Origin of the sequence: Pseudomonas triclosanedens, assembly GCF_026686735.1 — a bacterium.
GTDB classification, from domain to species: Bacteria; Pseudomonadota; Gammaproteobacteria; order Pseudomonadales; family Pseudomonadaceae; genus Pseudomonas; species Pseudomonas triclosanedens.
Genome location: NZ_CP113432.1, coordinates 5,046,770 through 5,072,117 on the forward strand (window position 1 = coordinate 5,046,770; position 25,348 = coordinate 5,072,117).

General features: G+C 64.6%; 17 protein-coding genes. 5 read left to right on the forward strand and 12 right to left on the reverse strand.

The genetic code is table 11. The annotated features are described in order from the left end of the window. Position 1: 1 nt before the first annotated feature. From OU419_RS23420 to OU419_RS23465, 10 genes are all read right to left on the reverse strand, one after another. On the reverse strand, positions 2 to 11,077 hold the full coding sequence (locus OU419_RS23420) for a two-partner secretion domain-containing protein (RefSeq protein WP_268172319.1): 11,076 nt from the start codon (positions 11,075 to 11,077) through the stop codon (positions 2 to 4). Positions 11,078 to 11,188: 111 nt separating this feature from the next. Then, positions 11,189 to 11,857 (reverse strand): DUF799 domain-containing protein, encoded by a 669-nt coding sequence (locus OU419_RS23425; protein ID WP_254476668.1) that lies wholly within the window; start codon positions 11,855 to 11,857, stop codon positions 11,189 to 11,191. Continuing rightward, positions 11,857 to 12,225, reverse strand: coding sequence for a DUF4810 domain-containing protein (locus OU419_RS23430; protein ID WP_254476667.1), 369 nt, complete (start codon positions 12,223 to 12,225; stop codon positions 11,857 to 11,859). Before OU419_RS23430 ends, OU419_RS23425 begins: the two co-directional genes overlap by 1 nt. A 17-nt stretch (positions 12,226 to 12,242) precedes the next feature. After that, complete coding sequence (locus OU419_RS23435) at positions 12,243 to 12,926, reverse strand: CsgG/HfaB family protein (protein ID WP_254476666.1); 684 nt, start codon at positions 12,924 to 12,926, stop codon at positions 12,243 to 12,245. Positions 12,927 to 12,986: 60 nt separating this feature from the next. Next, positions 12,987 to 14,684, reverse strand: coding sequence for a ShlB/FhaC/HecB family hemolysin secretion/activation protein (locus OU419_RS23440; protein WP_254476665.1), 1,698 nt, complete (start codon positions 14,682 to 14,684; stop codon positions 12,987 to 12,989). Between the two features lie 194 nt (positions 14,685 to 14,878). Beyond that, positions 14,879 to 15,478: a YceI family protein gene (locus OU419_RS23445; RefSeq protein WP_254476664.1), complete on the reverse strand. Its 600-nt coding sequence runs from the start codon at positions 15,476 to 15,478 to the stop codon at positions 14,879 to 14,881. Positions 15,479 to 15,521: 43 nt separating this feature from the next. Next, positions 15,522 to 15,869 carry an amidase gene (locus OU419_RS23450; protein ID WP_254476663.1) on the reverse strand — a complete coding sequence of 116 codons (348 nt, stop codon included), beginning with the start codon at positions 15,867 to 15,869 and terminating at the stop codon, positions 15,522 to 15,524. Then, on the reverse strand, positions 15,866 to 16,981 hold the full coding sequence (locus OU419_RS23455; protein ID WP_254476662.1) for a serine hydrolase domain-containing protein: 1,116 nt from the start codon (positions 16,979 to 16,981) through the stop codon (positions 15,866 to 15,868). The genes OU419_RS23450 and OU419_RS23455 overlap by 4 nt, the downstream gene beginning before the upstream one ends. Before the next feature lie 101 nt (positions 16,982 to 17,082). Next, positions 17,083 to 17,868 (reverse strand): oxygen-binding di-iron domain-containing protein, encoded by a 786-nt coding sequence (locus OU419_RS23460; protein ID WP_254476661.1) that lies wholly within the window; start codon positions 17,866 to 17,868, stop codon positions 17,083 to 17,085. A gap of 97 nt (positions 17,869 to 17,965) precedes the next feature. Further along, complete coding sequence (locus tag OU419_RS23465) at positions 17,966 to 18,862, reverse strand: acyl-CoA dehydrogenase middle domain-containing protein (protein WP_254476660.1); 897 nt, start codon at positions 18,860 to 18,862, stop codon at positions 17,966 to 17,968. Positions 18,863 to 19,007: 145 nt separating this feature from the next. Between OU419_RS23465 and olsB the strand changes: the two genes are divergently transcribed. Further along, positions 19,008 to 19,763 carry an L-ornithine N(alpha)-acyltransferase gene (gene olsB, locus OU419_RS23470; protein WP_254476659.1) on the forward strand — a complete coding sequence of 252 codons (756 nt, stop codon included), beginning with the start codon at positions 19,008 to 19,010 and terminating at the stop codon, positions 19,761 to 19,763. Then, positions 19,763 to 20,533: a lysophospholipid acyltransferase family protein gene (locus OU419_RS23475; RefSeq protein ID WP_254476658.1), complete on the forward strand. Its 771-nt coding sequence runs from the start codon at positions 19,763 to 19,765 to the stop codon at positions 20,531 to 20,533. Before olsB ends, OU419_RS23475 begins: the two co-directional genes overlap by 1 nt. Positions 20,534 to 20,700: 167 nt before the next feature. On the opposite strand, the gene OU419_RS23480 is transcribed toward OU419_RS23475, so the two are convergent. Next, positions 20,701 to 21,567: a universal stress protein gene (locus tag OU419_RS23480; RefSeq protein ID WP_254476657.1), complete on the reverse strand. Its 867-nt coding sequence runs from the start codon at positions 21,565 to 21,567 to the stop codon at positions 20,701 to 20,703. A gap of 75 nt (positions 21,568 to 21,642) precedes the next feature. Next, complete coding sequence (locus OU419_RS23485; protein WP_254476656.1) at positions 21,643 to 22,236, reverse strand: acyl carrier protein phosphodiesterase; 594 nt, start codon at positions 22,234 to 22,236, stop codon at positions 21,643 to 21,645. Positions 22,237 to 22,443: 207 nt separating this feature from the next. Here OU419_RS23485 and OU419_RS23490 point away from each other — a divergent pair, with 207 nt between their 5' ends. The 3 genes from OU419_RS23490 (at position 22,444) to OU419_RS23500 (ending at position 25,232) form a co-directional block, all read left to right on the forward strand. Then, entirely contained in the window at positions 22,444 to 22,761 is a 318-nt protein-coding gene (locus OU419_RS23490) for an ArsR/SmtB family transcription factor (RefSeq protein ID WP_254476655.1), read from the forward strand. Positions 22,762 to 22,987: 226 nt separating this feature from the next. Beyond that, entirely contained in the window at positions 22,988 to 24,151 is a 1,164-nt protein-coding gene (locus tag OU419_RS23495; protein WP_254476654.1) for an MFS transporter, read from the forward strand. 31 nt (positions 24,152 to 24,182) lie between these two features. Continuing rightward, entirely contained in the window at positions 24,183 to 25,232 is a 1,050-nt protein-coding gene (locus OU419_RS23500) for an alkene reductase (RefSeq protein WP_254476653.1), read from the forward strand. The last annotated feature ends 116 nt before the right edge of the window (positions 25,233 to 25,348 follow it).

The following is a 25,348-nucleotide window of genomic DNA, read 5'->3' on the forward strand; positions in this document are numbered from 1 at the left end:
GTCAGAATTTCCGTGGTGGTAAAGGAGAGTAATTCATCACTTGCGGCACCAGCCCCGGAAGGCGGTCCGTCGGAATGACCCAAGCAGGTATCCCTCGATCAACGGTCGTTGGTGACAACCCTTTGAAGATACTGTTCGGAACATCTGTTTTGATGATGGTGTAGGGCTGATCTCCAAACGCTTTGACGGCTTGTTTTGCGTAAGCGGCGGCCTCTTCTGCCGAGGTTGTGAAATATTTCCCTTCAGCTGATCCCAAGTTTCTCAATGCGTTTGTCGCGTTAATATCCGCCAATTCGGCAGGCCCCACTGCGCGGAACAACGACGTTGTTCCCTTTACCGCCTTCGCATTCCTAGCCAGACTACCAGCTGCAGCCATTTGTAGCAGCTGCGCAGCAACGACGGCCCCGTCACCGTACTTATTCCGCAACAGCTCTAGTTGAATGGTATCTATGGCCCCTTCGTTCGACTCCGCTGCCAGGTAGACACCAATCGCCGCGTTGACGCTCTCAAACCGCATGCTGTCTATCGCAGCTTCGTTCAGGCCACGCTCCGAGGCCAATTGTTTCATCAGCACCATACACTGGGCGGGACTCGCTCGGCACAGCCCCGGCAGGTCTTCGTTCCGCGCTTTGTCCAATGCTGCATAGCGCTTGATAACGTCCTGCTCGCACTCGTCCTTGCCACCGCAATCTTTGATTTCCTTGGCGCGCTCCTGGATTTCTTCGTGTAGCAGGAAGTTGTACTGCGTCGCCGTTCCTGCCACCCAGGCGCCAGTCTGCAAGCTTTCCCCATCAGCGTTGGGGGCTGCTGAAGCCGCCAGCAATCCAATCAGCTGTGAATTCATCACCAGCAGACTGTCGCGCTTTTCCTTCGGCATGCTGGCGTACTGGTCGGCCAGAGCTCCCACTACCGCTTCATTTACTCCCGCCGCCAGTGCACCTGTTCTGAAATCCTGGCCTGCTGCTTCAGAGGCCAGGCCGCCCATCAGTGCATGCAGAGCAATCTTCGAGGGACTTCCATCTACCAGGCCGGCATTGCCAACCAGATTGAAGCCAAACGCGGCAAAGGTATTGGCCAAGCTGCGCTGTAAGGCATCATTCAAACTTCCGCCTTGCCCAAGAGCCTTGCTCAGTACCGTGGATGTACCGTTCTGAAGGAGTTGATTCGCGGCGAATTGGCCAATGCCTTGCCATGAGTTAAGTCCGGCAACCGGGCTGACAGCAGACCCGTTGGCCAGGAGACCACTCGTCTGACCATTGACCGGAGCCCCCGTTTGCGTTCCGGTCCAGCCGTTGTACAGCCCTGTAGTCAATCCGGCTGTCGTAGCCGCAATTGCATAGTTCTTCAGACTGTCGCTGTTGAAGGTATCGCGCAGCACCGCTACTGGGTTGCCCCGGTTATTGATGGTGCTGATTGCTTGAGTGCTTGCTGCGCTGGAAATTGCGGCTGTAGCCGCCGCATTTGCCCAACCGGCGGAGGCACTGGCCGAAGCAGCGGCCCAGGCACTGCCAGTAGCCGTAGACGCGCCTGCGGCTGATGCGCCACTGGCTACAAGTCCGCTTGCCGCTCCAGCGGTGAAGTAGGCGACGAGAATTGCAATAGCCAGTTGCGCGCCGACACCCAACCCCGAACTACTGTGGGAGTAGGAGTCGTGAATCTCCTTCACCGCCCGCCAGTCCACATCCCCGCGCGCTTCGGCTTCCTTGATCCACGCAAGCCCAGGGTCGGCCTTGACCATCGCGTCGATGGCCTGGCTGACGCTCTTCTTGCTGAGGTTCTTGTAGTCGATCTGCAGCCCTTCCACGGCGTGGATGGCCACGCCGTTCTGCGCCAGCATTTCGGTTTGCCGCAGCGTTTCGTTGGTTTTGCCTTTGCCCTTGGCGCTGTTCCACGCCAGGCTGCTGCTGCTCTTGTCGTGGCTGCTCTGCTTGGTGTCCTTGACCGCTTCGTAGTAGATCTTGCCGCCGCTGTAGACCGAGATCGCATCGCCGGATTTCAGGTTGGCGCCCTGGTAGTGCTGGTCGCCGCCGCTGACCAGGCGAATGCCGCCGCCTGCTTCGATGCCGCTGCCGATGGCGTTGACGACGGTGGTTTCGTCGTGCTGGGTCTTCTTCTTGCCCCAGCTGCCTTTCTTCTTCATGTCGTACAGCGAGTAGTCGCTGTCGTTGGCGGCCAGCAGGTTGATCTGGTTGCCGGCCACCAGGTATGCGGTGCCGCCGGCGCTGATCTTGCTCGCTACCAGGGTGATGTCGTGGCCGGCGCTCACCACTACCTTGCCGCCGGCGCTCAGCGTGCCGGCCTGCTGCTGTACGTGGTCGCTCTGGCGGGTGGACTTCTTGCTGCCGCTGGGGTCGCGGTTGTAGCTGTGCGTTTCGTTGCTCGCCGAGGCCAGGGTGACGTCGCGGCCGGCGTCCAGGACGATGTCGCCACCGGCTTTCACCGGTGTGCCAACCACGCTGGCGTCGTGGCCGGCGTGCATGGCCAGATCGCCGCCAACGCTGACCTCGCCCTTGTACTGGGTGAGACTGGAGCTGCGCTTGTTGCCGTGGTTGCTGCTGAGTTGATGGGCGGCGTCCTGGCTGCGGATGAGCAGGTCGCGGCCCGCGTCGAAGCTGGCGCTGCCGCCGGCCACGATGGCACTGCCAGTGCTGATGATGTCGCGGCCGGCACTGAGCGAGAGGTTGCCGGTGGACTCGATGCGCGAGGCGCTGCCCACACTGTCGTCGCTGCGGGTACTGCCCTTGCTCGTTACGCTGCGGGTGCTGTGGTCGCGCTCGTTGACGATGTCGCCGTTGAGCGCGGTCAGGCTGACCTCGCCGCCCTTGATAAGGCCGCCGCTGTGGTTGTGGATGTTGTCCACCACCCGCACATCGAGGTTCCGGCTCGCGAGTACCTGGCCGGTGTTGTCCAGTTTGCCGGCGGCGATGCCGAGGTTCTCGCTGGCCTTGAGGATGCCGTGGTTGGCAAGCTCGCCGCCGCTGATGAGTTTGACATCGCGCCCCTGGATGAGCGCGCCCTTGTCGGTCAGGTGGCCGTCGGCACTGGCCAGGTAGAGGACCGGAACCAGGACCTTTTCACCATTCACCACGCGCTCTTCGAGCCAGACGATGTCGTGGGTGAGTGCGGCCACTTGCTCGGCGCTGAGCGCCACGCCCAGGGTGAGTTGCAGGCTGTCCCTGTAAGCGACGGCGTTGTCCATCAGGTATCTGAAAACGTCGGCATCGTTGGTGAGGCCGTTGAGGTAGCGCAGGCCGGTTTTCTCGATCAGCGCCTGGCTCAGCAGGAACTGCTCGTAGAGGCCGTCGCCAAGGCGCTTCTGGGCGCGGTCGGGATCGAAGCCGAGCCGTGCGAGCAGGTAGTCGGAGCTGACGACACCGCGGGTACCGCTGGTGCTGGTGCTGGTGCTAGTGCTGGTGCCGTTGCCGCTGCTGGAGCCGATGCCGGAACCGGGTATCAGCGAGGCAAGGTCCGGGTCGGTATAGACCAGGTACTTGTGAACGGGCGTTGACCAGTCGCTCCCCGGTAGCCCGGTGGCGCCAGCGGCGATGGGGATGAATCGGGAGATGTCGGCACCGCTGTAGTCCACGCCGGGAACGTTGGTGCCGGGGGTGATGGTGACGCCCAGTACGTCGCTCCCAGGACGCTTGACGCTGCCGTCGGCATTGAGGCCCTTGGGTGGTTCCACACGCACGCGGCTGCCGTCCAAGGCAATGCGAACGCCAAGGCTGGCCAACGCGTCGCCGGCCACACCGTCGGCCACCTGCCAGTTGTTCGCAGACGCCGCCGGGATGCCTGGGTGCTGCCTGGTATCGGGTTGATACGCACCGGGCCCGGCGGGAGGGTTGGCGCCGCCCTGTGGAACGCCTGAGTCAGCGAGGTGGAACAGCCCGCCGTCAGGAAGGTTGAGGTTGGGGACGATGCGCCCCGTCCCGGCCGACCCACTGATGGTGATGGGCGAAATTTCGCTGTTGGCGTGGGTGTCGGCGAGGTTGCGAATGGGATTGGCACTGGCGGTGTTATCGAGAACATCGCCGTTGCCCAGCTTCTGGCTGGCGTTGACGCTGGCCGCTGCGCCAGCGTGGATGACAGCCGGTGCCTGGGCCGAGCCGTCGTTACGGAAGACGCCGGTGGCGATACCAAGGTTGCCTGCGGCGAAGATGGAGCCGTTGAGGTTGGTGAAGGTGCTGCCGGTGGCGGTGAAGTTGCCTCCGGCGTCGATCATGGCGTTTTGCGCGCTGGCGTCCCGGTGGTTGGAGAAGCTGGCAACGTCGAGGGCCATGTTGCCCACGCTGGAGATATGGCCGGAGCTGTTTTCCAGTGATTGGGCACGTCCACCGCTACGGCCCGCCAGTGTCAGGCCGGCGAGGCTGTAGAGGTCGCCACCGTCGTTGTAGAGGCTGTCTACGCGCAGGGCCATGTCGGCGCCGCTGAAGATCAGGCCACTGTTGGTGAGAGTTTGGCTGGTTAGTTGCAGTGCGTCGGCGCTGCCCAGGGTGCCGCTGTTGGTGATTCGCTCGGCGGTGATACGCAGGTCTCCAGCGGAGGTGACGCGCCCTGCATTGTCGAGGTTGCCGGTGACAATCTGCGCGTCGGCTGCGCCCCGGATTCGCCCCGCCGAGGAGAGGGTGACGTTGGCGGCGTTCAGGTCGAGGTTGCCCAGACTGCTGAGCAAGCCGCCGCCACTGTAGCTGCCTGTAAGGCTGAGGCTGAGGTCGCCATCGGTGGCGATGACGCCGTCGTTGTGCCAGTTGTTACCGCGCATCACCAGGCCATCGGCAGCCAGCAGCTTGCCATTGGCGGTCTGGCTGAACTCGCCGATGTTGAGGTCGAGGCGGCCGGCACGCAGGATGGTGTCGTTGACCCAACTGTTGGCTTGCAGGGTCATCAACCCATTGGTGCCAAGCAGGCCGCCGGCGTGGAATACGCTATCGCTGGCGAGGCCGAACACGCCGTTGCCGGCATGGAGGATGCGGCCGTCCTGATTGAGCAGGCTGCCGATGTCGAAGCGGATATCGTGGTTGGCGCTTTCGATGGTGCCGCCACGGTTGTCGAGTTGGCCGCTGACGTTGAAGCGGGTAGCGCCATCTTCGCCCAGGTCGCGCAGGTAGCCGCCCTGGTTGTTCAGGCTGGCGGTCTGTATGCCGAACCCGTCGGCGCCTTCGATCAGGCCGTTGTGGTTGTCGAGCGTGCCGCTCAGGCGCAGGTCTACTGCGCCGGCGCCGATGCGTCCTCCGGTGGCGAGGCTGGTGCCGGTATTGATCAGGTTTTCGCCTTGCAGCAGCAGGGTCTGGTAGGCGTACAGGCCGCCGGCGGTGTTGTCGATGAGCGGGGTGCTGAGCGTCAGGTCGCCGGTGACAGCAGAGATCGTGCCGTGCCGGTTATCGACGCCGGCGGCGATGTCCAGCAGCAGGTCGTTGCCCTGGATCAGGCCATTGGCCTGGTTGTCGAGGTGCTCTGTGGCATGCAGTTCGACCATTCCTGTGACGCTGTCGAGCACGCCGCCCTGGTTGGTGATATTGCGCAGGGTGAGGGCGATGTTCTTGTCGCTGGAGATCTGCCCGCCGCTGTTGTCCAGGTCGCGCAGGTCGAGGGCGATGTCTTCCTGGCTCGCCAGCGTGCCTCCCTGGTTGCCAAGGTCGCGCAGGTTGCTCAGCAGCAGGTGTCCATTGGCGGAAATCGCGCCGCCACTGTTGTCGAGGTCCTGGCCCTTGGCGTCGTATTCGAGGTTGCCCCCGCTGAGCAGCAGGCCCTGCCGCTGGATGAGGTGTTCGACGTAGACGCGCAGATCGCCCTGGGCATTGAGCTCGCCGGCGTGGTTGTCCAGGTCGGTGGCGCGGACTCGCAGCAGGTCTCCACTGCCGATACGGCCGCCGTCGCTATTGAGGACGCCGTCCCGCACGGTGAGGTTGAGGGTGTTCTGGGCGAACATCTGGCCGCCCCGGTTGTCGAGGTCTATTGCGTCGATGTAGAGGTTGGCGGCGCTCTGGATCAGCCCGCCATCGCCGTTCTGGATGTCTTCCGGGCTCAGGCGTATGTCGGCGTCGCCGATGAGCTGGCCCTGCTGGTTGCTTAGGCGGTAGCCGGTGATGCCCAGCGTGTTGGCGGCGACCATGCGCCCACGGTCGTTGTAGACGTCGCCACTGGGCAACTGGATGAGCAGCTTGCCGCCGCTGGCGAGCAGGCCGCCTTCGTTGTGGATTGCCTCGGCGGCGAGGATGAGGTCGCCGCCTGTGTGTATCTCGCCGTCGTAGTTGAGCAGTTGGCGCGTGTTGAAGATGGACAGCGAGCCGCTGGTATCGAGGATGCCGCCGCTGTTGTCGAAATCACTGCCGCGCAGGTCGAGCCAGAGGGAACCGCCGTTAAGGATGCCGCCATCCTGTTGGAGGTCGCCCACGGATAGCTTCAGTTGATCTGTTGCACTGATGCGACCGCCAGCGTTGCGCAGACGGTCGAGGTTCAGCTCGACGGACTGGGCGCCGCTGACCACGCCGCCACGGTTGTCCAGCTCGCCACCGCTGATCAGGATGTCGCCCTGGGCGGATATCTGGCCCTCGTCGCGGTTGTCTATCAACTGCGCCAGCAGGGTCAGGCTGGCATTGCCGGTAATGGCCCCCGCGCGGTTGTCGACGGTGTCGGCCTCTACGCTCACGGCCTCTTGCGCGCCGATCTGGCCCTCCTGGTTGTCGAGTGTCCCCGTCTGGATAGCCAGCGCGCCAGCGGAGGATATGCGGCCAGACTGGTTGGTGAGTTCGGTGGTCTGGAGCTGGCTGTCGCCCTGGCTTGAGATCGCTCCGCCGAGGTTTTCCAGGCGTTCGCCGACGATATCGAGCGAGCCCTGGCTGACGATCTCGCCGCCCTGCTGATGGAGCCCGATCACATCCAGCCGCGTATCGCCGCCGCTGTAGATTCGGCCCTGGCTGTTTTCCAGGGCGCTGGCGCCGATGCCAAGGTCGCCATTGGCGATCAGTTGCCCGGCACCGTTGTCCAGCTCGCGTACATCGAGCCGCAGAGACGTGCCGCTGGCGATGGTGCCGTCCTGGTTGGTGAGCGTGTCGCTCTGTACCTGGGTGCCCTGGCCCAGGATCAGGCCGCGAAGGTTTTCCAGGTGCCGGGTCATGCGGGCCTGGAGGTTGCCTCCGGCCTGGAGCGTTCCGTCGGTGTTGTCGAGGTCATTCGCTTCCAGGTTGAGGCTGGCAGCACTGGATACCTCGCCCTGCCGGTTGCTTATCTCACCGACACGCAGGTCGACCGCGCCTTGTGCCGAGAGGCGTCCGGCATCGTTGAGCAGTGTGTCCGCCGTGACTTGCAGCGAGCCGTTCGCCAGCAGGTCGCCTGCGGAGTTGTCGAGTCGTTGTGCGGCAACTACCAGGTTTCCGCGACTGGAAATCTGCCCAGCGCTGTTTTGCACCTGGTGGCTTTCCAGCAAGAGGTTTCCATCGGCGCGAATGAGGCCCTGGCCGTTATCCAGCGTGTCCCCCTGCAGGGCAAGCCGGCCTTGGCTGGAGATCACGCCAGCATGATTGAGCAGTTCACTGACGAACAGCGCCAGGGCGTCCTGGCCGAGCAGCCGGCCATCCTGGTTGTTCAACTGGCTGGCCGTGACGCTCAGTTCATTGGCGTTGAGCTGCCCACCACGATTGTTCAATCTGCCGACATCAATGCTCGCCGTGGCTGTGGCGCTCAGGATGCCGTCGCTATTGTCCAGTTCCCCCAGAGAGGCGGTCAGCCGCTGCGCTGAGAGTGTGCCCGCACGGTTGTCCATGCGGCCAATCTCCAGGTTTGCCTGACCCTGGCTGCTCAGTCGCCCGGACTGGTTGTCGAGATTCTGGGCGGTCAAGGCGAGGCTTGACCCCGCGGCGATTTCACCGCCATCACGATTGATAATGTCGTTGGCAACGACCTGCAGGTTGCTTTCGCTGAGCAACCTGCCACCGTCCCCCTGGTCCAGCAGCTCGGTGACCGTGACACGCGCGTTTCGCTGCGCGGCGAGCTCACCGTTGCGATTATCGATCTGTCGGGCAGCCAATTGCAGTTGGCCAGTTGCGACGTGGCCATCGCTGTTGAGCAGTGTGTCGGTGTCAATGTCGAGCGTACCGCCCGCCTGGATGTCGCCCTGGCGGTTGTCGAGCTGTTGGAGGTTCAACGTGACGGCGTTGCCGCCAAGCACCTGGCCATCGGCGTTTTCGAGGGTATTGCCGCGCACGATGAGTGACTGGTTGGCGCTGAACAGCCCCAGGCTGTTGAGCAGGTCGGCGGCAGTCAGTTGCAGGCTTTGCTCGCTGGTTATGGCGCCTTGCCGGTTATCGAGGTCGGTTGCGGCAATCCGCAGGTCGCCTCGCCCCTCGATGGTGCCCTGGCGGTTGTCCAGGCGAGCAAGCCGCAAGTCTCCGATACGCCCCGCATAGAGGCGTCCGCCGCGGTTGTCGAGGGTGTCGGCCGTTACGCTCAGGTCGCGCGTGGCCAGTATTTCGCCTTGCTCGGTGTTATCGATGCTCTGTGCGTCGAGGGTGAGGTCGTCTTCGCTGCCCAGGCGACCGCCACGGTTGTCGATCGAGGAGAAGCTCAGGCGCATGTCGCCGCGGCCCACCAGATTGCCACCGTGGTTGTCGAGGTGGTCGCCGGACAGGCCGAGCCCGCTGGCTTCCAGCAGCCCGCCGGCATTGTTGAAGGTGTTGGCCTGGAGGGTGAGGAAGCCGCCGACGCCGATCTGTCCGTTCGCGGAGTTATCCACAAAGGGGGCCGCCAGCAGCAGGTCGGCTCCGGTGGACAGGCGCCCACCCTGGTTCAGCAGGCGCTCGCTGAGCTGCAGGCTCATGCCGGCGCTACTGGCGACGAGGCCGCTGTCGCGGTTGTCGAGCAGCCGTGCGAAGAGCGCCAGGTACCCGCCACTGGAAAGGGTGCCGCCCTGGTTGAGTACCCGCTCGGCGCGCAGCGTGAAATCGGCTGCGCTGTCGATTCGCCCGCCTGCGCGGTTGTCCAGCAGGTCGGTGCGCAGGCCGAGCGTTCCGTGGCTGGCCAGCTCGCCACCCTCGGCGTTGGTGATGTAGAAGCTCTGCAAGTCGAGCGACTGACCGCCCGCGATCAGGCTGTCCTGGCTGTTTTCCACGATATTCGCCGCCAGGCCGACATTGCCGTTGGCGACGATGTAGCCCTCGTGCTGTTGCAGTTCCAGCAACGAACCCAGGAGGTTGCCAGCGCTGGCGATGTTGCCATTGGTATTGAGCAGGCTGGTGCCATCGAACTGGATATCACCCTGGCTGCGGATGTCGCCGCCCCGGGTGTCCATCTGGAAGCCATTCCAGGACAGCTTGCCCAGGCTCAGGAGGTGCCCGCCGTAGTTCTCCACCCTGGCGGACTGGAGCGTCTGGTCGCCGCCACTGTGTACCGAGCCACCGTTGTTGTTCAGCGTGGTGAGGTCCAACGCCAGGTCACCGCCAGCGGAAATCAGCCCCTCCTCGCGGTTGTTCAGTGAGTTGGCCGCGATGTGCAGCGCGCCGTCGGAGACCAGCCGTCCGCCCTGGTTCTGGATGCTTCGCCCGCTGCGAATGTCGAGCGGCGCGGCAGAGGTGATCACGCCCAGGCGGTTGTCGATGTCTGCGCTATGCAGTGCGCCCCCCTGGGCGAAGTAGATTTCCCCCCCCTGGTTGAGCAGTTGCTCGACGTTCAGGTCGAGGCGGCCCAACGATGCCAACTGGCCGGTGCCGTTCTGCAGTGTCTGGCCCAGGTTCAGGGCCATGACGCCACGGCTCTGCACGAGGCCCCGCTCGCGGTTGTCCAGCGTTTGCGCGGACAGTTGGACGGAGCTTGCACCCAGCAGGCTGCCGCCACGGTTGTCCAGTTGATCGGCATGGATGTTCAGCGCCTGCGCCGATATCACGCCAGAGCGGTTGTCCGCCGTGCCTTGCAACGCGATGTCGGCATTACGTCCGGCAATCAGTGCGCCGCTGTTGCGCAGGCTGTCGGCGCGCAGTTCAAGGTCGCCCTGGCCGTTGCGGGTTCCATCGGCGCTCACGCCGCTTTCCAACGTGCCGGTGTTTTCGACCGAGCCGGCGTGGATGGTGAGGTGAGTTCCCGCTGCCAGGCTCTGGGCATTGTCCAGTACGTCGCGGACCTGCACGTCAGCGGTGTTTGCCGCATAGGCGGGGCCTTGAAGCGATGCCGATTCGGCGTTGATGCGCACGCTGCCGGCGGCGCTGGTCTGCGCCAGGCTCAGTTTGCCGCTGGCATCGATCTGGATGTCGCCGGCGCTGGCGGCCATGTTGCCGGCCAGCTTCACGCCCACGCCCTGCTCGGTGCCCACCAGGCGGATCGCCCCGGCGTACATGCCGCCCAGTGCGGAGCTGTCGATGGCCAACTGAGGCTTGGCGCTGCCGTCGTCGGCCTTGGCGGTGGCGGCGAGGCTGTCGGCGTCCACCTGGTTACGCCCGGTCACTACGGTCAACTGGTTGGCGTAGAGGTTGGCGTTGAGCTTCGCGCTGCGGGTGATCAGCTCGAACTGGTCGATGTTGGAAGCGTTCAGCCCGGCGCCTTCGATGGCGATCTCGCCACCGTCGACGTCGTAGCCGCGCAGGCGCTCGCCATCCATCAGCGGCTTGCCGGTGGTCAGGGTCGCGCGCGGGGTGTTGATGAAGCCGCAGCCGTTGCAGGTGATGCCGTGGGGGTTGGCGACGATGACGTGGGCGGCCTGGCCGGCGACTTCGGTGTAGCCGCGCAGTTGCGAGGGGTTGGCGCCGGTGACTTCGTTGAGGATCTTCTGCGCCGCCACGCCCTTGAGGTTGGGGTTGCCGACGATGATCCCGCCCAGTTGGGTGGACTGGGTCTTGCCGGTGGCGTTGTTGAGGATCAGGCCGTTCTGCCCGACGTTGTAGTCGCTGAACCTGTTGTGGGAGAGGCCCGCGCCGTTGGGCGCGGCGATGTTCACCACGGGGACGCCATTGCCCGCCGCGCCGATGGCCGTGTTGCCACCCGCCGCCGCGTCCACCGCCAGTTCGGCCGCGGTAGCGACGATGGGGTTGAGGAACAGGATGCCGGCGAGGGCGCTGGCGATGGCCTGGTACAGTGGGTGGCGTATGTCCATGTATGACTCCTTCACGGCCCTGCTGCGGCAAGGTTGTTCAGATCGAATGCTTGACCGGCCAGCTACCGCTGGCCGCATGGCAAAGGCCGGTTGCAGGTGCCGGCGCTCAGGTCAGTCGCTGCCATACTTCGGCGAGCGCGGGCCGTACAGCAGGCCCGCCGGACGCCCAGCCGAAAGCAGGCGCGCGCTGGTAATCCCGGCGATGGGATAACCCGCGTCGTCCACCGAGCTATTGATGATCTGCTTCACTGCGGCGGTGATCAGCATGCCGACCAGGCCGCCGTTGTTGCTGCTGTTGCCTTCCTCGCTGGAGGCAGTGGCGGAGCCGGTCCACAGGGTGGTGCCGCTCTTGAGATCAACCAGCTTGGCGGTGGCAGTCACGATGGTGGCGCTGCTGATCAGCATGTAATGGGTGCCGTATTCGCTGACCGTGACGTAGAGCGCCGCGTCGGCGCCGTAGATTTCCCGCAGCTTGGCCGGGGACACCTGATGGATATCTGCGACGTTGCTCAGGCCGTTCTGGCGGAAGGTCTCGTCCGCCAGGGCCACGGGCACCACGTAGTAGCCCGCCTCGGCGAGGGGGTAGGTCACCTGCGACAGCATGCTGTAGGTCGCCTTCACATCGGGCGACTCGTTCAGCGGTGGCAGAACCAGGATCGAGCGCGGCTTGGCCTGCTTGAATGCCGAGTAGTCGACTGTCTGGGTCGGCGTCGGCGCACACCCCACGAGCAAGGTCAGCAGCGAGAGGCCCATGACGAGCCGGACAAGGCTGGCGCGCATCATTGAGCACCTCCGCGAGCGTTCTTCAGGAGGAAGTCCATGTAGGCGGCGGACTCAGGGAACAACGCCTTCTCGGTCTCGAATTCGCGAACCGTCTGGTCCTGCTTGCCGAGGCTGGAGTAGAGCAATCCGAGCTGCGCGTGATAGCCAGGCGGAACGGCCCCGTTCTGGGCCTTGATCTTCTGCAGGTCGGCTTCCAGTGCTTCCAGTTGGGCCTCCTTCGAGCTCCCCGTGAAGTACTCGTGAACCTGCTGCTGATAGCCTTCCCACTGATACATCGTCTTCTGCCCAGCGCAGCCCGTCAGCGCCAGGCTTCCCATCAGCGCAGCCGCCCAGGCGACTGCCTTGCTTACCCTGTGAATAGTCATCTTCTAACTTCCCTGACTCAGCTCTGAGGCTTCCATGCACCGCTGTCGATGGCATTGACCAACTTGTTCACCGCTTCGCGCATCGCCAGGTCGAGCACCTTGCCGTTGAGCGTGGAGTCGTAGCTGGCGGTACCGCCAAAGCCGATGATTTCGCGATTGGACAAGGCGTACTCGCCGGCGCCCTGGGACGAATAGATGACCTCGGAGGTGGAGATGTTGACGATGTTCAGTGCCACCTTGGCGTAGGCCACCTGGGTCTTGCCGCGCCCGAGGATCCCGAAGAGCTGGCGGTCGCCGACTTCCTTGCGGCCGAACTCGGTGACGTCGCCTGTGACCACGTAATCCGCACCTTTCAGGCGTTGCGCCTGGCCCTTGATGGCGGCTTCCTGCTGGATCTCGCCCATGTTGTCGCGGTCCAGCACGGTGAAACGGTTGGTCTGCTGCAGGTGGGTGATGAGGATGGTCTTGGCCTGGCTGCCGAGTCGGTCAACGCCATCCGAGAAGATGCCGCGCATATAGCTGGAGCGGTTGTCGAACTTGCCGACGGCGATAGGCGAACGCACACCGCTGTAGGGGCGGTTGACGCTTTCGACCTGCTGCACCGGCAATGCAGTGGACGTCTCGGTGGCGCAGCCCGACAGTCCGGCCAAGGTGACAGCCGCCAGGATCGGCAGGACGGCATCTCTTACGCTGTGTTTCATGTAACTCTCCTTGAAAAACCAGGCTTGCCAAGGGAGACGGATGTGCGCCTCCCCGTTCGCTCAGAAGAACAGGTCGACGCGGAAGTAGACCGGGTGCTCGCGCCGCCCGATGACGTCGGGGCGCTCCAGCGAGCGCGCCAGGGTCACGGAGGCGGCGGCATACGGGCCTCGGGCGCTGAACTCCACGCCGTGGCCGCTCATGCGCCCGTGCAGGTGCGGGTTGTAGCGATCGTGCTCGATGGCGCCGAAGTCGTAGGCGTAGGCCACGCCGTATTCCTGCAGCCAGGGCTGCAAGGGTTCCCAGGTCACGGCCCGGCGCCAGCGCAACTGGTTGCGCCAGTAGTAGCCGGAGTCGCCGGAGAGGGTCTGGTCCTTGAAGCCACGGATGGAGCTGAGCCCACCCAGGCTGATGCGCTGCGGGCTGTAGAGCACATCTTCGCTGTGCTGGCCGGTGGCGAGGCTTTCGAAGCTGAAGGCTTCGCCCCACAGCTTGAACGGCTGCAGGTAGCTCAGGGTCAGGCTGTATTTGTTGTAGCGGGCGGTGGGGCTGCCGCGCGGCGCCTTTGGCTCGTCGTCCTGCGCGCCAAAGGCGCCGATGCCGCGCTGCCAGCCGGCATCGAGGTTGACGAAGGCGCTGCCGATGCGCCGGCCGTGGTTGAGGCCCAACTGGCTTTCGCTGAGGTGGGTGCTGGAGACGTTCAGCAGCGTGTCGTCGATGTAGTTGCGGGTGCGCTGGTGGCTGACGCCGAGGTTGATGCCGGTCTTGCTCACGTCGTCGCGGTGGAGGATGCGCGAGGCGCCGAACTGGTGGGTTTCGTTGTCGCCGTCGTACTTGAAGGCGAAACCGGCGTCCTCGTTGCGCGTGCGGTAGTAGTTGCGCCCGTAGCTGTAGCTGAAGGTCCACCAGCCGTAGGGAACGCTGTACCACAGGCTCTGGTTGTCGGAGTGTTTCCAGTGGTCGCTGACCACGTCTTCGCCATAGCGCAGGCCGAGCTGGTCGGCCAGGCCCAGCGGGCTGTCCCAGTCCAGGCCGACGCCCGCCTGCTGCTCGCCGGAGCTGGCGTCGCCGTTGTTGTCGCGGCTGGCGGAGACGCGCCAGGGCTTGCTGCGCTCGCCCTTGAGGCGCACGCGGCTGCCGCCCACGGCCTGACCCGGCACCAGTTCCATCTGCGCCTGGCGCGAGGGCAGCCGGTTGATCTGGTCGACCAGTTGCTCCAGGTCGCGCAGGTTGAGCACTTCGCCGGCGTGGCCGGGGAAGCTCATGGCCAGCTCCCGTGGGCTGGCCAGCGAGGATTCGTCGAAGCCCTCGAAGCGACCTTCGACGACGATGATCTTCAGTTCGCCGCCGGAGAGGTCTTGTTGCGGCAGGTAGGCGCGGCTGGTGACGAAGCCGCGGGCCAGGTAGTGATCGGTGATTAGCTTGAGCAGTTCGTTGAGCTGGCCTACGCCCAGGCAGCGGTTGCGGTACGGCGCCAGCAGGGTTTCGCGGGTGTGCGCATCGAGGTGCTCGGCGCCTTCGAGGGTGATGGTGCGGATGTCGAAGCAGCGGCTATCGGGCGGGGCGGCCGCCGGCGCTTCGCCGGGCGCCTTGCCCGGCAGTTGCTGGAGTTCTTCCAGGCGCTGGCGCTGTTCGCGCAGGAGTTGCTCCTGGCGCTGGCGCTGCAGGTCGTTGTCGCCCGGCGAAGGCGGCGGCGCGGCCACTGTTGGCAAGGCTATGCCACAGGCTATGGCAAGCATCCAGCTGCGAATTTGCTGCATCCCTTCGCTCCGTCGATTCCGCCGTTTTTGCGGTGTGTTCTCAGGTCGAAAATTGGAGCACGGTCAGCAACGGAAATATGTAGGACGCGGATTTAAAGCTTGTATGAGGTTTTGGATTTTTTTGCAGGAACAAACCCGCATCCGCCACGGGCTGTCGGGTTTGCCTACAGTCTTTGGTTACTGCAATGCGTCGATCAGGGGTTCTGCTTGATCACCTGGCGGAATCCCAGCACTGCGAACACCGGCACTTCCGGCGTTATCGAGGGTATGTTGGCGACTTCCTTCAGAGGCTCCAGTTTTTCTTCGAGGTCGAAGTCGACCAGCTTGAGCACCAGCGGCTCCATAGTCGCCACTTCGATACGCCCTTCGCTGGGACGGCTGACCAGAACCTCGGACTTCAAGCGGCGTTGCTGGCCGTGCAGGTCCAGGTTGAAGTCGATGGTCTCCGAGCGCGACTGGCCGACCTGCAGGTCGTCATAGAGGCTCAGGTCGAGCTGGCTGGTGATGGTGGCTTCCGGGAAGCGCTCGACCTCGAAGAAGGAGTTGCGCATGCGTTCGTCGCGCAACGCCAGGCCGCTGTCGATGGATGCCAGCGGCACGATGATGCGTACCGCGCCCTTGTCGTCGATCTGCCCGGAAAGCTGGTCGAAACGCTGTACTTCCGCCATCTTGCCGCGTTTGACCGAAACGAAGCTGATGCGCGAGGTATCGCCATCCAGTTGCCATTCGGCCAGTGCGAGGGGGCTTGCGAGCAGTAGCAGCGCGCACAGCGCGCCTGTTACAAGAGATTGCATCGTTCCTCCGAAGCGGGTCGCCCCGCTCCGTGGAACGTGCCCGTCAGTGGCTGCCCGTACCGGGCAATTCGTCCGCCTGGGGCATCAGTCGGCATCCCTCGCGTGCACTGAGCCAGGCGGCTGTCTGCGTACTGCCGAGGCCGCGGGCGGTCACCCGCTTGCGCGCTTCGTCGTCGAAGAAACCGCTGATCGGCACGTACTGCTGGGTATAGGCCCGGCAATAGTCCGCCGAGTTCCCCATAACGTATCGGCAGGAGCAGTACTCTTTGGCGGTGTAGGCGCCAATGATGCCGGGGAAGGCCGCCAGGTGGACGCGGTTCTGCCAGGCGGTGGTAACCAGCGCCAGCAGAAGGAGCACGAGGGCGGTGAGGACTGGGTGGCGGCGGATCATGGCTGCACCTCCGCACCGGCGAAGGCCGTCCGCGCGAGCTTGAGGAAGGCGTCGTGCTGGTAGGCACCGTCGCGGTCATCGGCATAGCGCACGATGATGAGCTTCTGGTCGGGCATCACGTACATCGCCTGCCCCCAGTGGCCGAGGGCGGCGAAGGTATTTTCCGGCGCGTCGGGCCAGGGTGCCGGAGCACCAGCTACCGCGCGGTTGAGCCACCACTGACCGCCTGGTACCGCTTCGCCGGACTTCTCCGCCTGCGGCTTGTAGTTGGGGAACGGCGCCAGGACGAATTGCAGCCACGCCTGTGGCAGCAACTGGCGGTCCTTCCAGCGGCCGCCGCGCTGCATCAGCAGGCCGATGCGGGCCATGTCGCGAGCGGTCATGTAGGCGTAGGAGGAACCGACGAAGGTGCCGCTGGCATCGCGCTCCCACACTGCCGACTGGATGCCCAGCGGCTGGAACAGCGCGGTCCACGGATAATCCGGATAGGCCTGTTCACCAACCATCTGCCTGAGCGTCGCCGACAGGACATTGCTATCGCCACTGGAGTAGCGGAAGCGCTGCCCCGGTACGGCATCGAGCGGGAAGTCGGCGGTGAACTTGGCCATGTCGTCGCGGCCACGGGTGTAGAGCATGGCGACCACGGAGGAGCGCACCGGGGCGTACTCGTAGTCTTCCTGCCAGGCCAGGCCGGAAGCCCAGTTCAGCAGGTGGCGCATGCTGATGTCGCGGTGCCCGGCGAACGGGGCGTAGTGGCGTGCCACTGGGTCGTCGAGCTGGAAGCGCCCTTCGCCGAACGCCACGCCGAGCACGCTGGCCATCACGCTCTTGCTCATCGACCAGGCCAGATGCGGGGTCTGCGCACTGGTGGGGCCGGCATAGCGTTCGTAGATCAGTTGGCCATCGCGGATCACCACGACCGCGTCGGTGCGCACGCCCTTGCGGGAGGCGTCGTCGCGGTCGGGGAAGGCATATCGTTCGAAGGCTTCGACGGCGGCGCCGCTGGGTGTGGCGCCGCGCGGCCAGTCGGCCTCGGGCCAGGTGTCGGCGCCGTGGGCGTGTCCGCTGAGCAGGCAACTGGCGAACGCCAGCGCACGCAGGAGATTGGGCATCTGTGGGCCTCTTGTTATTGGTTCGGCCCGCACCCTAGCACGACGAAGATGACGAATTAAGCGCCGATCGTGCCGTATTCAAGGACAATTGGCGCAATCGGTCAGCGCGGCAACTGGTAGTCGTCGGGCCCCAGCAGGTCCATGCCGCACTGCAGGTTCTCGATCCAGGAGAGGAAGGCGCCGATCATTTCCTGGCCGACGAAGGGGCGGCCATGCTGCGGCACGATCATCGCGACGTCCATGCGCCGCACCATCGCGGCCCACAGGCGGGTGACCTTGTTGGACGCCATGTAGCGGCGGTGGAAGCCTTCCATGTGCGGAACGTGGGCGGCGAAGTCCTGCACGGGGCTGGCATCGTCCACCAGGGAGGCGCCCATGTCGCCGGAGAAGAGGATCTTGCTGACCGGATCGTAGATCTGGAAGTTGCCCACCGAATGCAGGAAATGCGCGGGCACCATCTTCAACTGGCAACGGCCCAGTTGCACCGACTCGCCACGGTCGGGCAGCGGGATGACGCGGTCGTAGGTGGAGATGCCGTGGCTGACCGCGAGATAATTGGCCGTCAGGTGGGGCAGGAAGCGCGCCCAGAGCTTGGAGCAGATGACCTTGGCGCGTGTGTGCAGCAGCCACTTGTCGAGGGCGGCGATGATGTCGGGGTCCTGGTGCGAGGCGAAGATGTAGTCCAGGTCCTGCAGCGGGAAGAGTTTGGAAAGCTCCAGCGACAGAGGGGTATAGGTCAGGTCACCGCCCGGGTCGAGCAACAGGCGCTTATCATTGTCGACGATCAGGAACTGGTTGGACTGAACACCATCTCCACTGACCAGATCGTCGAAACACAGGCACTGGTGTTTGCCGTCGTCGAACAGCACGATGGGTTCGCGTCGCATGAAGAATCCCTGTCAAGGTAGTGGGCTGGAAGATGCGGAAATTTGCGGGTACGGCAGCCGGAAAGGCCGCAAAGGCTACCTCGCGCGCCCCCCAGCCTCACTGACTTGGATCAAGCCCCAACACCGCCTTCGCTTTCTCCAGACGCTTGGCCCGCGCCGCGCCGGCGATGGCCAGCACACCACGATCACGCTGCCAGGCTGCGGCAAGCAGCGGATCGGCGCCGGCGAACGCTGCCTCCAGCGCCGCCGACAAACTCTCGAACTGGGCGAACACACCGGCGAGCAGCAGGTGCGCTTCCGCCTGGCTGGCAGGGTGCCGGCTTACCTCCGCACAGCCGGCCAGCACGCCGATCAGGCGCAGCGCCAGTTCGCCCGACCAGTGCAACTCGATGGCCAAACCGTATAGCCAGGCGCAGATGGAGGCGAGGACGTGGGCGTCTTCAAGGGTGCGGAACGGCTTGCTGTAGGTCTCCCAGCCATCGCCGGGCAGGCGCTCGCAGTGGGCGCCATCCAGCACCAGCCGGGCGTGGGGGATGTCGGGCAGCAGCGGCAGTGGCGACAGCTTCTCCAGCGTAGCGCCAGGAGTACCGGCAAGTACCACGGTCATTGCCAGCCGCGGCGGCTCTCCGGGCTCTTCATCGCGCGCTGCCACCAGCCACCAGGCGGCGCTTTCGGCGGCGGTGGCGAAGTCCTTGCGGCCATGCAGCGCCAGACCTTCCAGGCGGGTCTGCAGGTCCGCCGGACGCACGCTTTTCTTCTCGGTCACGCAGAAAGCCCCCAGGCTCAGCGGCGCCGCCGGCCAAAGGGCGCGCAGAGCCGCCTGGTAACCGGCGAGGAAGGCCCGCCCCGGCGTTGCCGCCAGACGCCCGCCTAGCACCGCCAGCTCGAAGCTGCTGGCATGTCCGGCGCGCTCGAGCAGCTCGGCGTACCAGTCGTCCAGGGCGGCTTCGGCGGGCAGCCGATCCTGTGGGCCAAGCAGGCATTTCCAGGGCATCGCGTCGCTCCTTCGAGGGGTGTCGTCGTTGTCATACAAGCATCACCGCACCGTCATGGGGGTGACACCGCGCATTCCTAGCCTGAGCTTGCACAACAAAGCCGACCGGCCGCAACCCGCATGGCCGGCTCACGGAGGCACTCGCATGAGTCAGATCGCCCTCTCCTGTGATACCCCGGCAGAACGCCGCCTCAAGGCCGTGCGTCTGCGCGGTGCCCTTGCCCTGCGCGAAGCCCAGGCTCTGCGCTACCGCGTGTTCAGCAGCGAGTTCGACGCCCAGCTCAACGGCGCAGAGCTTGGCCTGGACATGGATGATTATGACCGCCACTGCGCCCATATCGGCGTGCGCGATCTCAACACCGGCGCACTGGTGGCGACCACCCGGCTGCTCGATCACCGCGCTGCCGAGCGCCTTGGCCGCTTCTACAGCGAGGAGGAATTCAGCCTCGAGGGGCTGGGCAACCTCGAAGGCCCGGTGCTGGAAATCGGTCGCACCTGCGTCGATCCGGCCTACCGCAACGGTGGCACCATCGCCGTGCTGTGGGGCGAGCTGGCCGAGGTTCTCAACGAGGGCGGCTACCGCTACCTGATGGGCTGCGCGAGCATCCCGATGCGCGATGGCGGCATTCAGGCCCGCGCGGTGATGCAGCGTCTGCGCGACCGCTACCTGTGCCAGCAGAACCTGCGCGCCGAGCCGAAGATGCCGCTGCCGCCGCTGGATCTCCCGGACAACCTCACCGCCGAGCTGCCGCCGCTGCTCAAGGCTTACATGCGCCTGGGTGCGAAGATCTGCGGCGAACCTTGCTGGGACCCGGATTTCGGCGTCGCCGATGTGTTCATCCTGCTCAAGCGCGACGAACTCTGCCCACGGTACGCCCGCCACTTCAAGGCGGCGGTCTGATGCGCAGCCTGCGCGCGGGGGTGCGTGCTGCCCGTCTGTTGCTGGTGCTGGCGCTCGGCGTGGCGCTGGCGGGGCTGATGAGCGTGCTGGAACGCCTGCCCGGGCGCGACTGGATGCCACTTCGCCAACGCCTGACCCGCTGGTTCCTGGCACGCCTCACCGCCGCCCTGCCCTTCGAGGTGAAGGTTTACGGCGACAGGCCCGAACGGCCGATGCTGTGGGTATCCAACCATGTGTCCTGGGTCGATATCCCCTTGCTTGGTGCGTTACTGCCGCTGACCTTCCTGTCCAAGGCGGAGGTGCGCCAGTGGCCGTTGGCCGGCTGGCTCGCCGAGAAGGCCGGCACGCTGTTCATCCGGCGCGGTTCGGGCGATGCGCGAATGATCAATGAACAACTGGCCAGCCAGTTGTCCCGCGGCCGCTCGCTGCTGGTCTTCCCGGAGGGCACCACCACTGACGGCAAGGGCCTGCGCACCTTCCACGGTCGCCTGATGGCCAGCGCCATCGAGGCCGGCGTACCAGTGCAGCCCGTGGCGCTGCGCTACCGCCGCAACGAGCGGCCCTGCGAACTGGCGCCCTTCATCGGCGACGACGATCTGCTCAGCCACCTGCGGCGCCTGTTCAGCCATGATCGGGGAGTGGTGGAGGTTCACCTGCTGCCGGCGCTATCGAGCGCCCACCGCGACCGCTCGCTGCTCGCCCAGCAGGCCCGCAATGCGATCCACGCAGTTGTCTGTGAGGTTCAGGAAGACGTGGCCATCGCGGCCTGACGCCGTGCCCGCATCGAACGCGGGGCCTGGAAAGGATGCAGGAGGGAATGTGGAGCCCGCCGTAACCTACGGCCGACGGGTTCCTACTCTGACGAAACAGCTTTCAAACTACGCCGGGCGATACCCTCGAATCGCCCGGTGGAGCCTGAAAACAGTCTCCCGACGCCTTAGGCGGAAACCTCCGGCGGCACGACCAGGATGTCACAATCCAGCTCGCGCAGAGCATAGTCGGCAACACTGCCGATCAGGGCACGCTTGATCCCACCCATACCCCGAGTGCCCATGACCAGCAGATCCGGTCGATGCTTGTCGACCATCCGCTGCAGCACATTGCCCGGCAGCCCAACGGCTACCAGTTGTTCATCGATGCGTTCTTCCAGGTGCTCATCGCGCAGGAACTTCTTCAGTTCGTCCACGGCCTGACGTGTCTCGGTACTGACGAACTCGTCGACCCTTTCCTCGCTGACACCGGAGTACTGCATCATGCCCTTGGCCAGCGGGCTGAAGGCATAAACCCCACGACGCACGGCACCGTCGAGCAGGCCCAGGTTGCCCGCTACGTTCACCGCGTTGGCCGATGCGGGAGAGATATCCAGCGCCAGCAGCAGGTCGCGATATTCGCCAGTTGCAGGCTGGTTGACCACCAGGACCGGCAGTTGACCTGCACGCAGCACTCGTTCGACGGTGGTGCCAACGAATATGTCGCGCAGCACGCTCTTGCGATGCGCGCCCATCACCAGCAGTTCGATATTCTGGCTCTTGGCGGCGGCGAGAATCTGCTGATTCGGATCGCCACGTTCGACCATCAGTTTCGGACAGGCTCCGCCCAGCTCGGTGAGCTCGACCAGGCGTGCTTCAAGCATCATCTTGACCTGGGTGAGTTCTTGCTCGACCAATGCGGCCGGCTGATCCTCGTCTACTACGTAGAGCACAGTCCACGGGCAGGCATAGCGCTTGGCAAGCGCTGCCGCGCGGTGCAAAGCCTTTTCCGAACGGCCAGACAGATCCGTTGCGACCATTATCGACTTCATCATGCGGCTCCTCTCGTAGTCCTTCAGATATGCCTATTGCACACGTTCCGCCTCGTAGGACGGTTGATACATATCAAGTCAGCCCGGACCGCCCATCGATTCCGGCAGTTCTCTGGCGAATATCTGCAATTGCGGATAGAACTCCCGGAAGTCTTCGCTCAGAGGCTGATAAAGGCCCTCCAGCTCCCTCCACGCGCCATCCAGCAAGTCCGGGCGCGACAAGCGCCGGGACATGCCGGACACCACATCCTGCAACACTTCGAACTCCCGATAGCTACCTAGCCAGTCCTGTGCGGCCATGCGCGGTGCAATGCGTGCCAGACGCTCCGGCAAGCCGGGCGTATGGCCCAGTACACCGTAGACCCGCCGAGTGAAGTGCTCCAGCGGTTCGTTGGAGAAGCGTGTCCAGTCGCGAGCCAGGCAATGGTCGAAGAACACATCCAGCAGCACGCCGGACAAGCGCCTGCGGGCCTGAGGGAAGCGGGCCTTGGCAATGTGTATCAAAGGGTGACTGTCGGTGAACGCGTCGATGCGACGATGCACCCGGATGGCCGCCTCGATGTCGGCGGGCCATTGACCGACGAGCGGCCCTTTGACGAAATCACCGTAGAGGCTGCCGAGCAGTTGGGCCGGCCTATCGCCGCCCAGGTGAAGATGCGCGAGGTAGTTCATGAGAGTGAGCTTAGCGCGGAACCATCACCAATCTGTAGAGCAACCATCCTGCGCAGGTCCGCGGGATGGCGCCGATTCCGGCATGCGCACCTGCGACGGCGTCGGTGAGTAATATCACCGGTATCGATCATTACTATCGCCCCAAACGAATTCATATCGCTTATCACCGATATATAGTTCGTCTCAACGCGATATACCGATGCGCCCATGACTGAACAAACCACTCTCGACCTCGACGAAATCTTCAAGGCTCTGGCCCATCCCGTACGGCGCGACATGCTGTACTGGCTCAAGGACCCGGAGCGCTTCTTCGTAGAGCAGGAACATCAATCCTTCGAGATCGGCGTTTGCGCCGGCAAGTTCGACCAGCGCACCGGCCTATCGCAATCCACCGTTTCCGCGCATCTGGCCACCCTCCAGCGCGCGGGCCTGGTGACCAGTCGAAAAGTCGGCCAGTGGAATTTCTTCAAACGCAATGAAGAAACGATCGAGGCCTTTGTTCGCCACCTGGGCGAAGCGCTGTAAGAAACCCGTTCGAAATCCACCGAGCCTTTGCAGAACGAGGTGTAACGCCCCCAAGGGGGTATCAGCCGCAGGCTGACCCACCGGGGAAGTACCAGCGGATCGAACAGAGGAGGTTGCCCCGCCCGCAGGGCAACCGAAACCGTTCTGACCGCACCGCAGATTCTGGACAGGCTTGACCGGCTACTGCCTAGCCAAGACAACAGATCCCACTTTCTGGAGCAGGCGCATGCCCACTTCGCTTCTCGTCCTTGCTTTGTCCGCGTTTGCCATCGGCACCACGGAATTCGTGATCATGGGGCTCCTGCCCGAGGTTGCGAACGACCTGTCCGTCTCCATTCCCAGCGCCGGCTGGCTGGTCAGCGGCTATGCCTTCGGCGTGGCCATCGGCGCGCCCATCATGGCGCTGCTGACAGCACGCCTGCCTCGCAAGACCGCGTTGCTGATGCTCATGGGCATTTTCATCATCGGCAACCTGCTCTGCGCAGTGGCCGCCAACTACGGCCTGCTGATGCTCGCGCGGATCATCACCGCACTTTGCCACGGCGCATTCTTCGGCATCGGCTCGGTAGTCGCCGCCAGCCTGGTGCCGGCCAACCGCAAGGCTTCTGCCGTCGCGCTGATGTTCACCGGCCTGACCCTGGCCAACGTACTGGGCGTACCGCTGGGCACCGCGCTGGGCCAGGTCGCCGGCTGGCGCTCGCCGTTCTGGGTGGTGACGCTGATTGGCGTCGCCGCACTGATCGGTCTCTGGCGCGTGCTGCCCAGGCAGCACGACGAAGAAGCCGTGGACATGCGCAAGGAGGTCGCCGCGCTGCGCAACGGCCCGCTGTGGCTGGCACTGGCCACCACCGTACTGTTCTCCGCGGCTGTCTTCGCGCTGTTCACCTACGTCGCCCCGCTGCTGGGCGAAGTGACCCGGGTTTCCCCGCAGGGCGTGACCTGGACCCTGGTGCTGATCGGCCTGGGCCTGACATTGGGCAACATCATCGGCGGCCGTCTCGCCGACTGGCGCCTGGGGACGACCCTGGCCGGCGTGTTCGCCACGATGGCGGTGGTTTCCGCCGCGCTGAGCTGGACCAGCTCGGCACTGATTCCCGCCGAAATCACCCTCTTCATCTGGGCTGCCGCAGCCTTCGCCGCGGTGCCCGCCCTGCAGATCAACGTGGTACGTGTCGGCGGAGCCGCGCCGAACCTCGTCGCCACACTGAACATCGGCGCCTTCAACGTCGGCAACGCCATCGGCGCCTGGGTCGGTGGCAGTGTCATCGACCACGGCCTGGGCCTCACCCGCGTCCCGCTGGCCGGTGCCCTGCTCGCCGTGCTCGCGCTGATCGCAGTGATGATCGCCTTCAGCGGCAAACCCACCCACACGCAACCCGTACTCGATTGAACCCACCCCTCCTTCGCCCCGGAGTAATGCAATGACTACGCTCTTCGACCCCATCGTCATCGGTGATCTGGAATTGCCCAACCGTATCGTCATGGCCCCGCTGACCCGCTGCCGCGCCGATGAGGGCCGCGTGCCCAATGCGCTGATGGCCGAGTATTACGCCCAGCGCGCCGACGCAGGCCTGATCCTCAGCGAGGCCACCGCGGTGACCCCGATGGGTGTCGGCTATCCGGACACTCCCGGCATCTGGTCCGATGACCAGGTGCGCGGCTGGTCCAACATCACCAAGGCCGTGCACGCCAACGGCGGTCGCATCATGCTGCAGCTCTGGCACGTTGGCCGTATCTCCGACCCGCTGTACCTGAATGGCGAAACCCCGGTGGCACCAAGCGCGATCAAGCCCGCCGGCCACGTCAGCCTGGTGCGCCCGATCAAGGAGTTCGTCACCCCGCGAGCGCTGGAAACCGAAGAGATCGCCGATATCGTCGAGGCTTACCGCCAGGGTGCGGAGAACGCCAAGGCCGCCGGCTTCGACGGCGTGGAAATCCACGGTGCCAACGGCTACCTGCTCGACCAGTTCCTGCAGAGCAGTACCAACCAGCGTACCGACCGGTACGGCGGCTCCATCGAGAATCGTGCCCGCCTGCTGCTGGAAGTCACCGATGCCGCCATCGAAGTCTGGGGCCCCGGTCGTGTCGGCGTGCACCTGGCACCGCGCATGGATTCCCACGACATGGGCGACGCCGACCCGCTCGCCACGTTCGGCTACGTGGCCCGCGAGCTGGGCAAGCGTGGCGTAGCGTTCATCTGCACCCGCGAAAAGGCTGGCGACGACAGCATCGGCCCGAAACTGAAGGAAATATTCGGCGGCGTGTACATCGCCAACGAGCGCTTCACCAAGGAATCCGCCAACGAGTGGCTGGAAAGCGGCAAGGCCGACGCGGTGGCCTTTGGCATTCCGTTCATCGCCAACCCGGACCTGGTGACCCGCCTGCAGAAGGACGCCGCCTGGAACGAGCCGCGCCCGGAAACCTTCTACGGCAAGGGTCCGGTTGGCTACCTGGACTACCCGCGTCTGTAACGGCGGGTTCTAGCACCAATGAAAAGGCGCCTTCATTCGAAGCGCCTTTTTGTTTTCCTGAAGCATCGCAGCCGATCTGTAGGGCGCATAACGCCTTGGGCGTTATCCGCTGTCTT

Excerpts from the sequence above, each read along its gene's own strand:
- OU419_RS23420 (WP_268172319.1), bottom strand. The coding sequence starts at position 11,077 with ATGGACATACGCCACCCACTGTACCAGGCCATCGCCAGCGCCCTCGCC.
- OU419_RS23425 (WP_254476668.1), bottom strand. The coding sequence starts at position 11,857 with ATGCGCGCCAGCCTTGTCCGGCTCGTCATGGGCCTCTCGCTGCTGACC.
- OU419_RS23430 (WP_254476667.1), bottom strand. The coding sequence starts at position 12,225 with ATGACTATTCACAGGGTAAGCAAGGCAGTCGCCTGGGCGGCTGCGCTG.
- OU419_RS23435 (WP_254476666.1), bottom strand. The coding sequence starts at position 12,926 with ATGAAACACAGCGTAAGAGATGCCGTCCTGCCGATCCTGGCGGCTGTC.
- OU419_RS23440 (WP_254476665.1), bottom strand. The coding sequence starts at position 14,684 with ATGCAGCAAATTCGCAGCTGGATGCTTGCCATAGCCTGTGGCATAGCC.
- OU419_RS23445 (WP_254476664.1), bottom strand. The coding sequence starts at position 15,478 with ATGCAATCTCTTGTAACAGGCGCGCTGTGCGCGCTGCTACTGCTCGCA.
- OU419_RS23450 (WP_254476663.1), bottom strand. The coding sequence starts at position 15,869 with ATGATCCGCCGCCACCCAGTCCTCACCGCCCTCGTGCTCCTTCTGCTG.
- OU419_RS23455 (WP_254476662.1), bottom strand. The coding sequence starts at position 16,981 with ATGCCCAATCTCCTGCGTGCGCTGGCGTTCGCCAGTTGCCTGCTCAGC.
- OU419_RS23460 (WP_254476661.1), bottom strand. The coding sequence starts at position 17,868 with ATGCGACGCGAACCCATCGTGCTGTTCGACGACGGCAAACACCAGTGC.
- OU419_RS23465 (WP_254476660.1), bottom strand. The coding sequence starts at position 18,862 with ATGCCCTGGAAATGCCTGCTTGGCCCACAGGATCGGCTGCCCGCCGAA.
- olsB (WP_254476659.1), top strand. The coding sequence starts at position 19,008 with ATGAGTCAGATCGCCCTCTCCTGTGATACCCCGGCAGAACGCCGCCTC.
- OU419_RS23475 (WP_254476658.1), top strand. The coding sequence starts at position 19,763 with ATGCGCAGCCTGCGCGCGGGGGTGCGTGCTGCCCGTCTGTTGCTGGTG.
- OU419_RS23480 (WP_254476657.1), bottom strand. The coding sequence starts at position 21,567 with ATGATGAAGTCGATAATGGTCGCAACGGATCTGTCTGGCCGTTCGGAA.
- OU419_RS23485 (WP_254476656.1), bottom strand. The coding sequence starts at position 22,236 with ATGAACTACCTCGCGCATCTTCACCTGGGCGGCGATAGGCCGGCCCAA.
- OU419_RS23490 (WP_254476655.1), top strand. The coding sequence starts at position 22,444 with ATGACTGAACAAACCACTCTCGACCTCGACGAAATCTTCAAGGCTCTG.
- OU419_RS23495 (WP_254476654.1), top strand. The coding sequence starts at position 22,988 with ATGCCCACTTCGCTTCTCGTCCTTGCTTTGTCCGCGTTTGCCATCGGC.
- OU419_RS23500 (WP_254476653.1), top strand. The coding sequence starts at position 24,183 with ATGACTACGCTCTTCGACCCCATCGTCATCGGTGATCTGGAATTGCCC.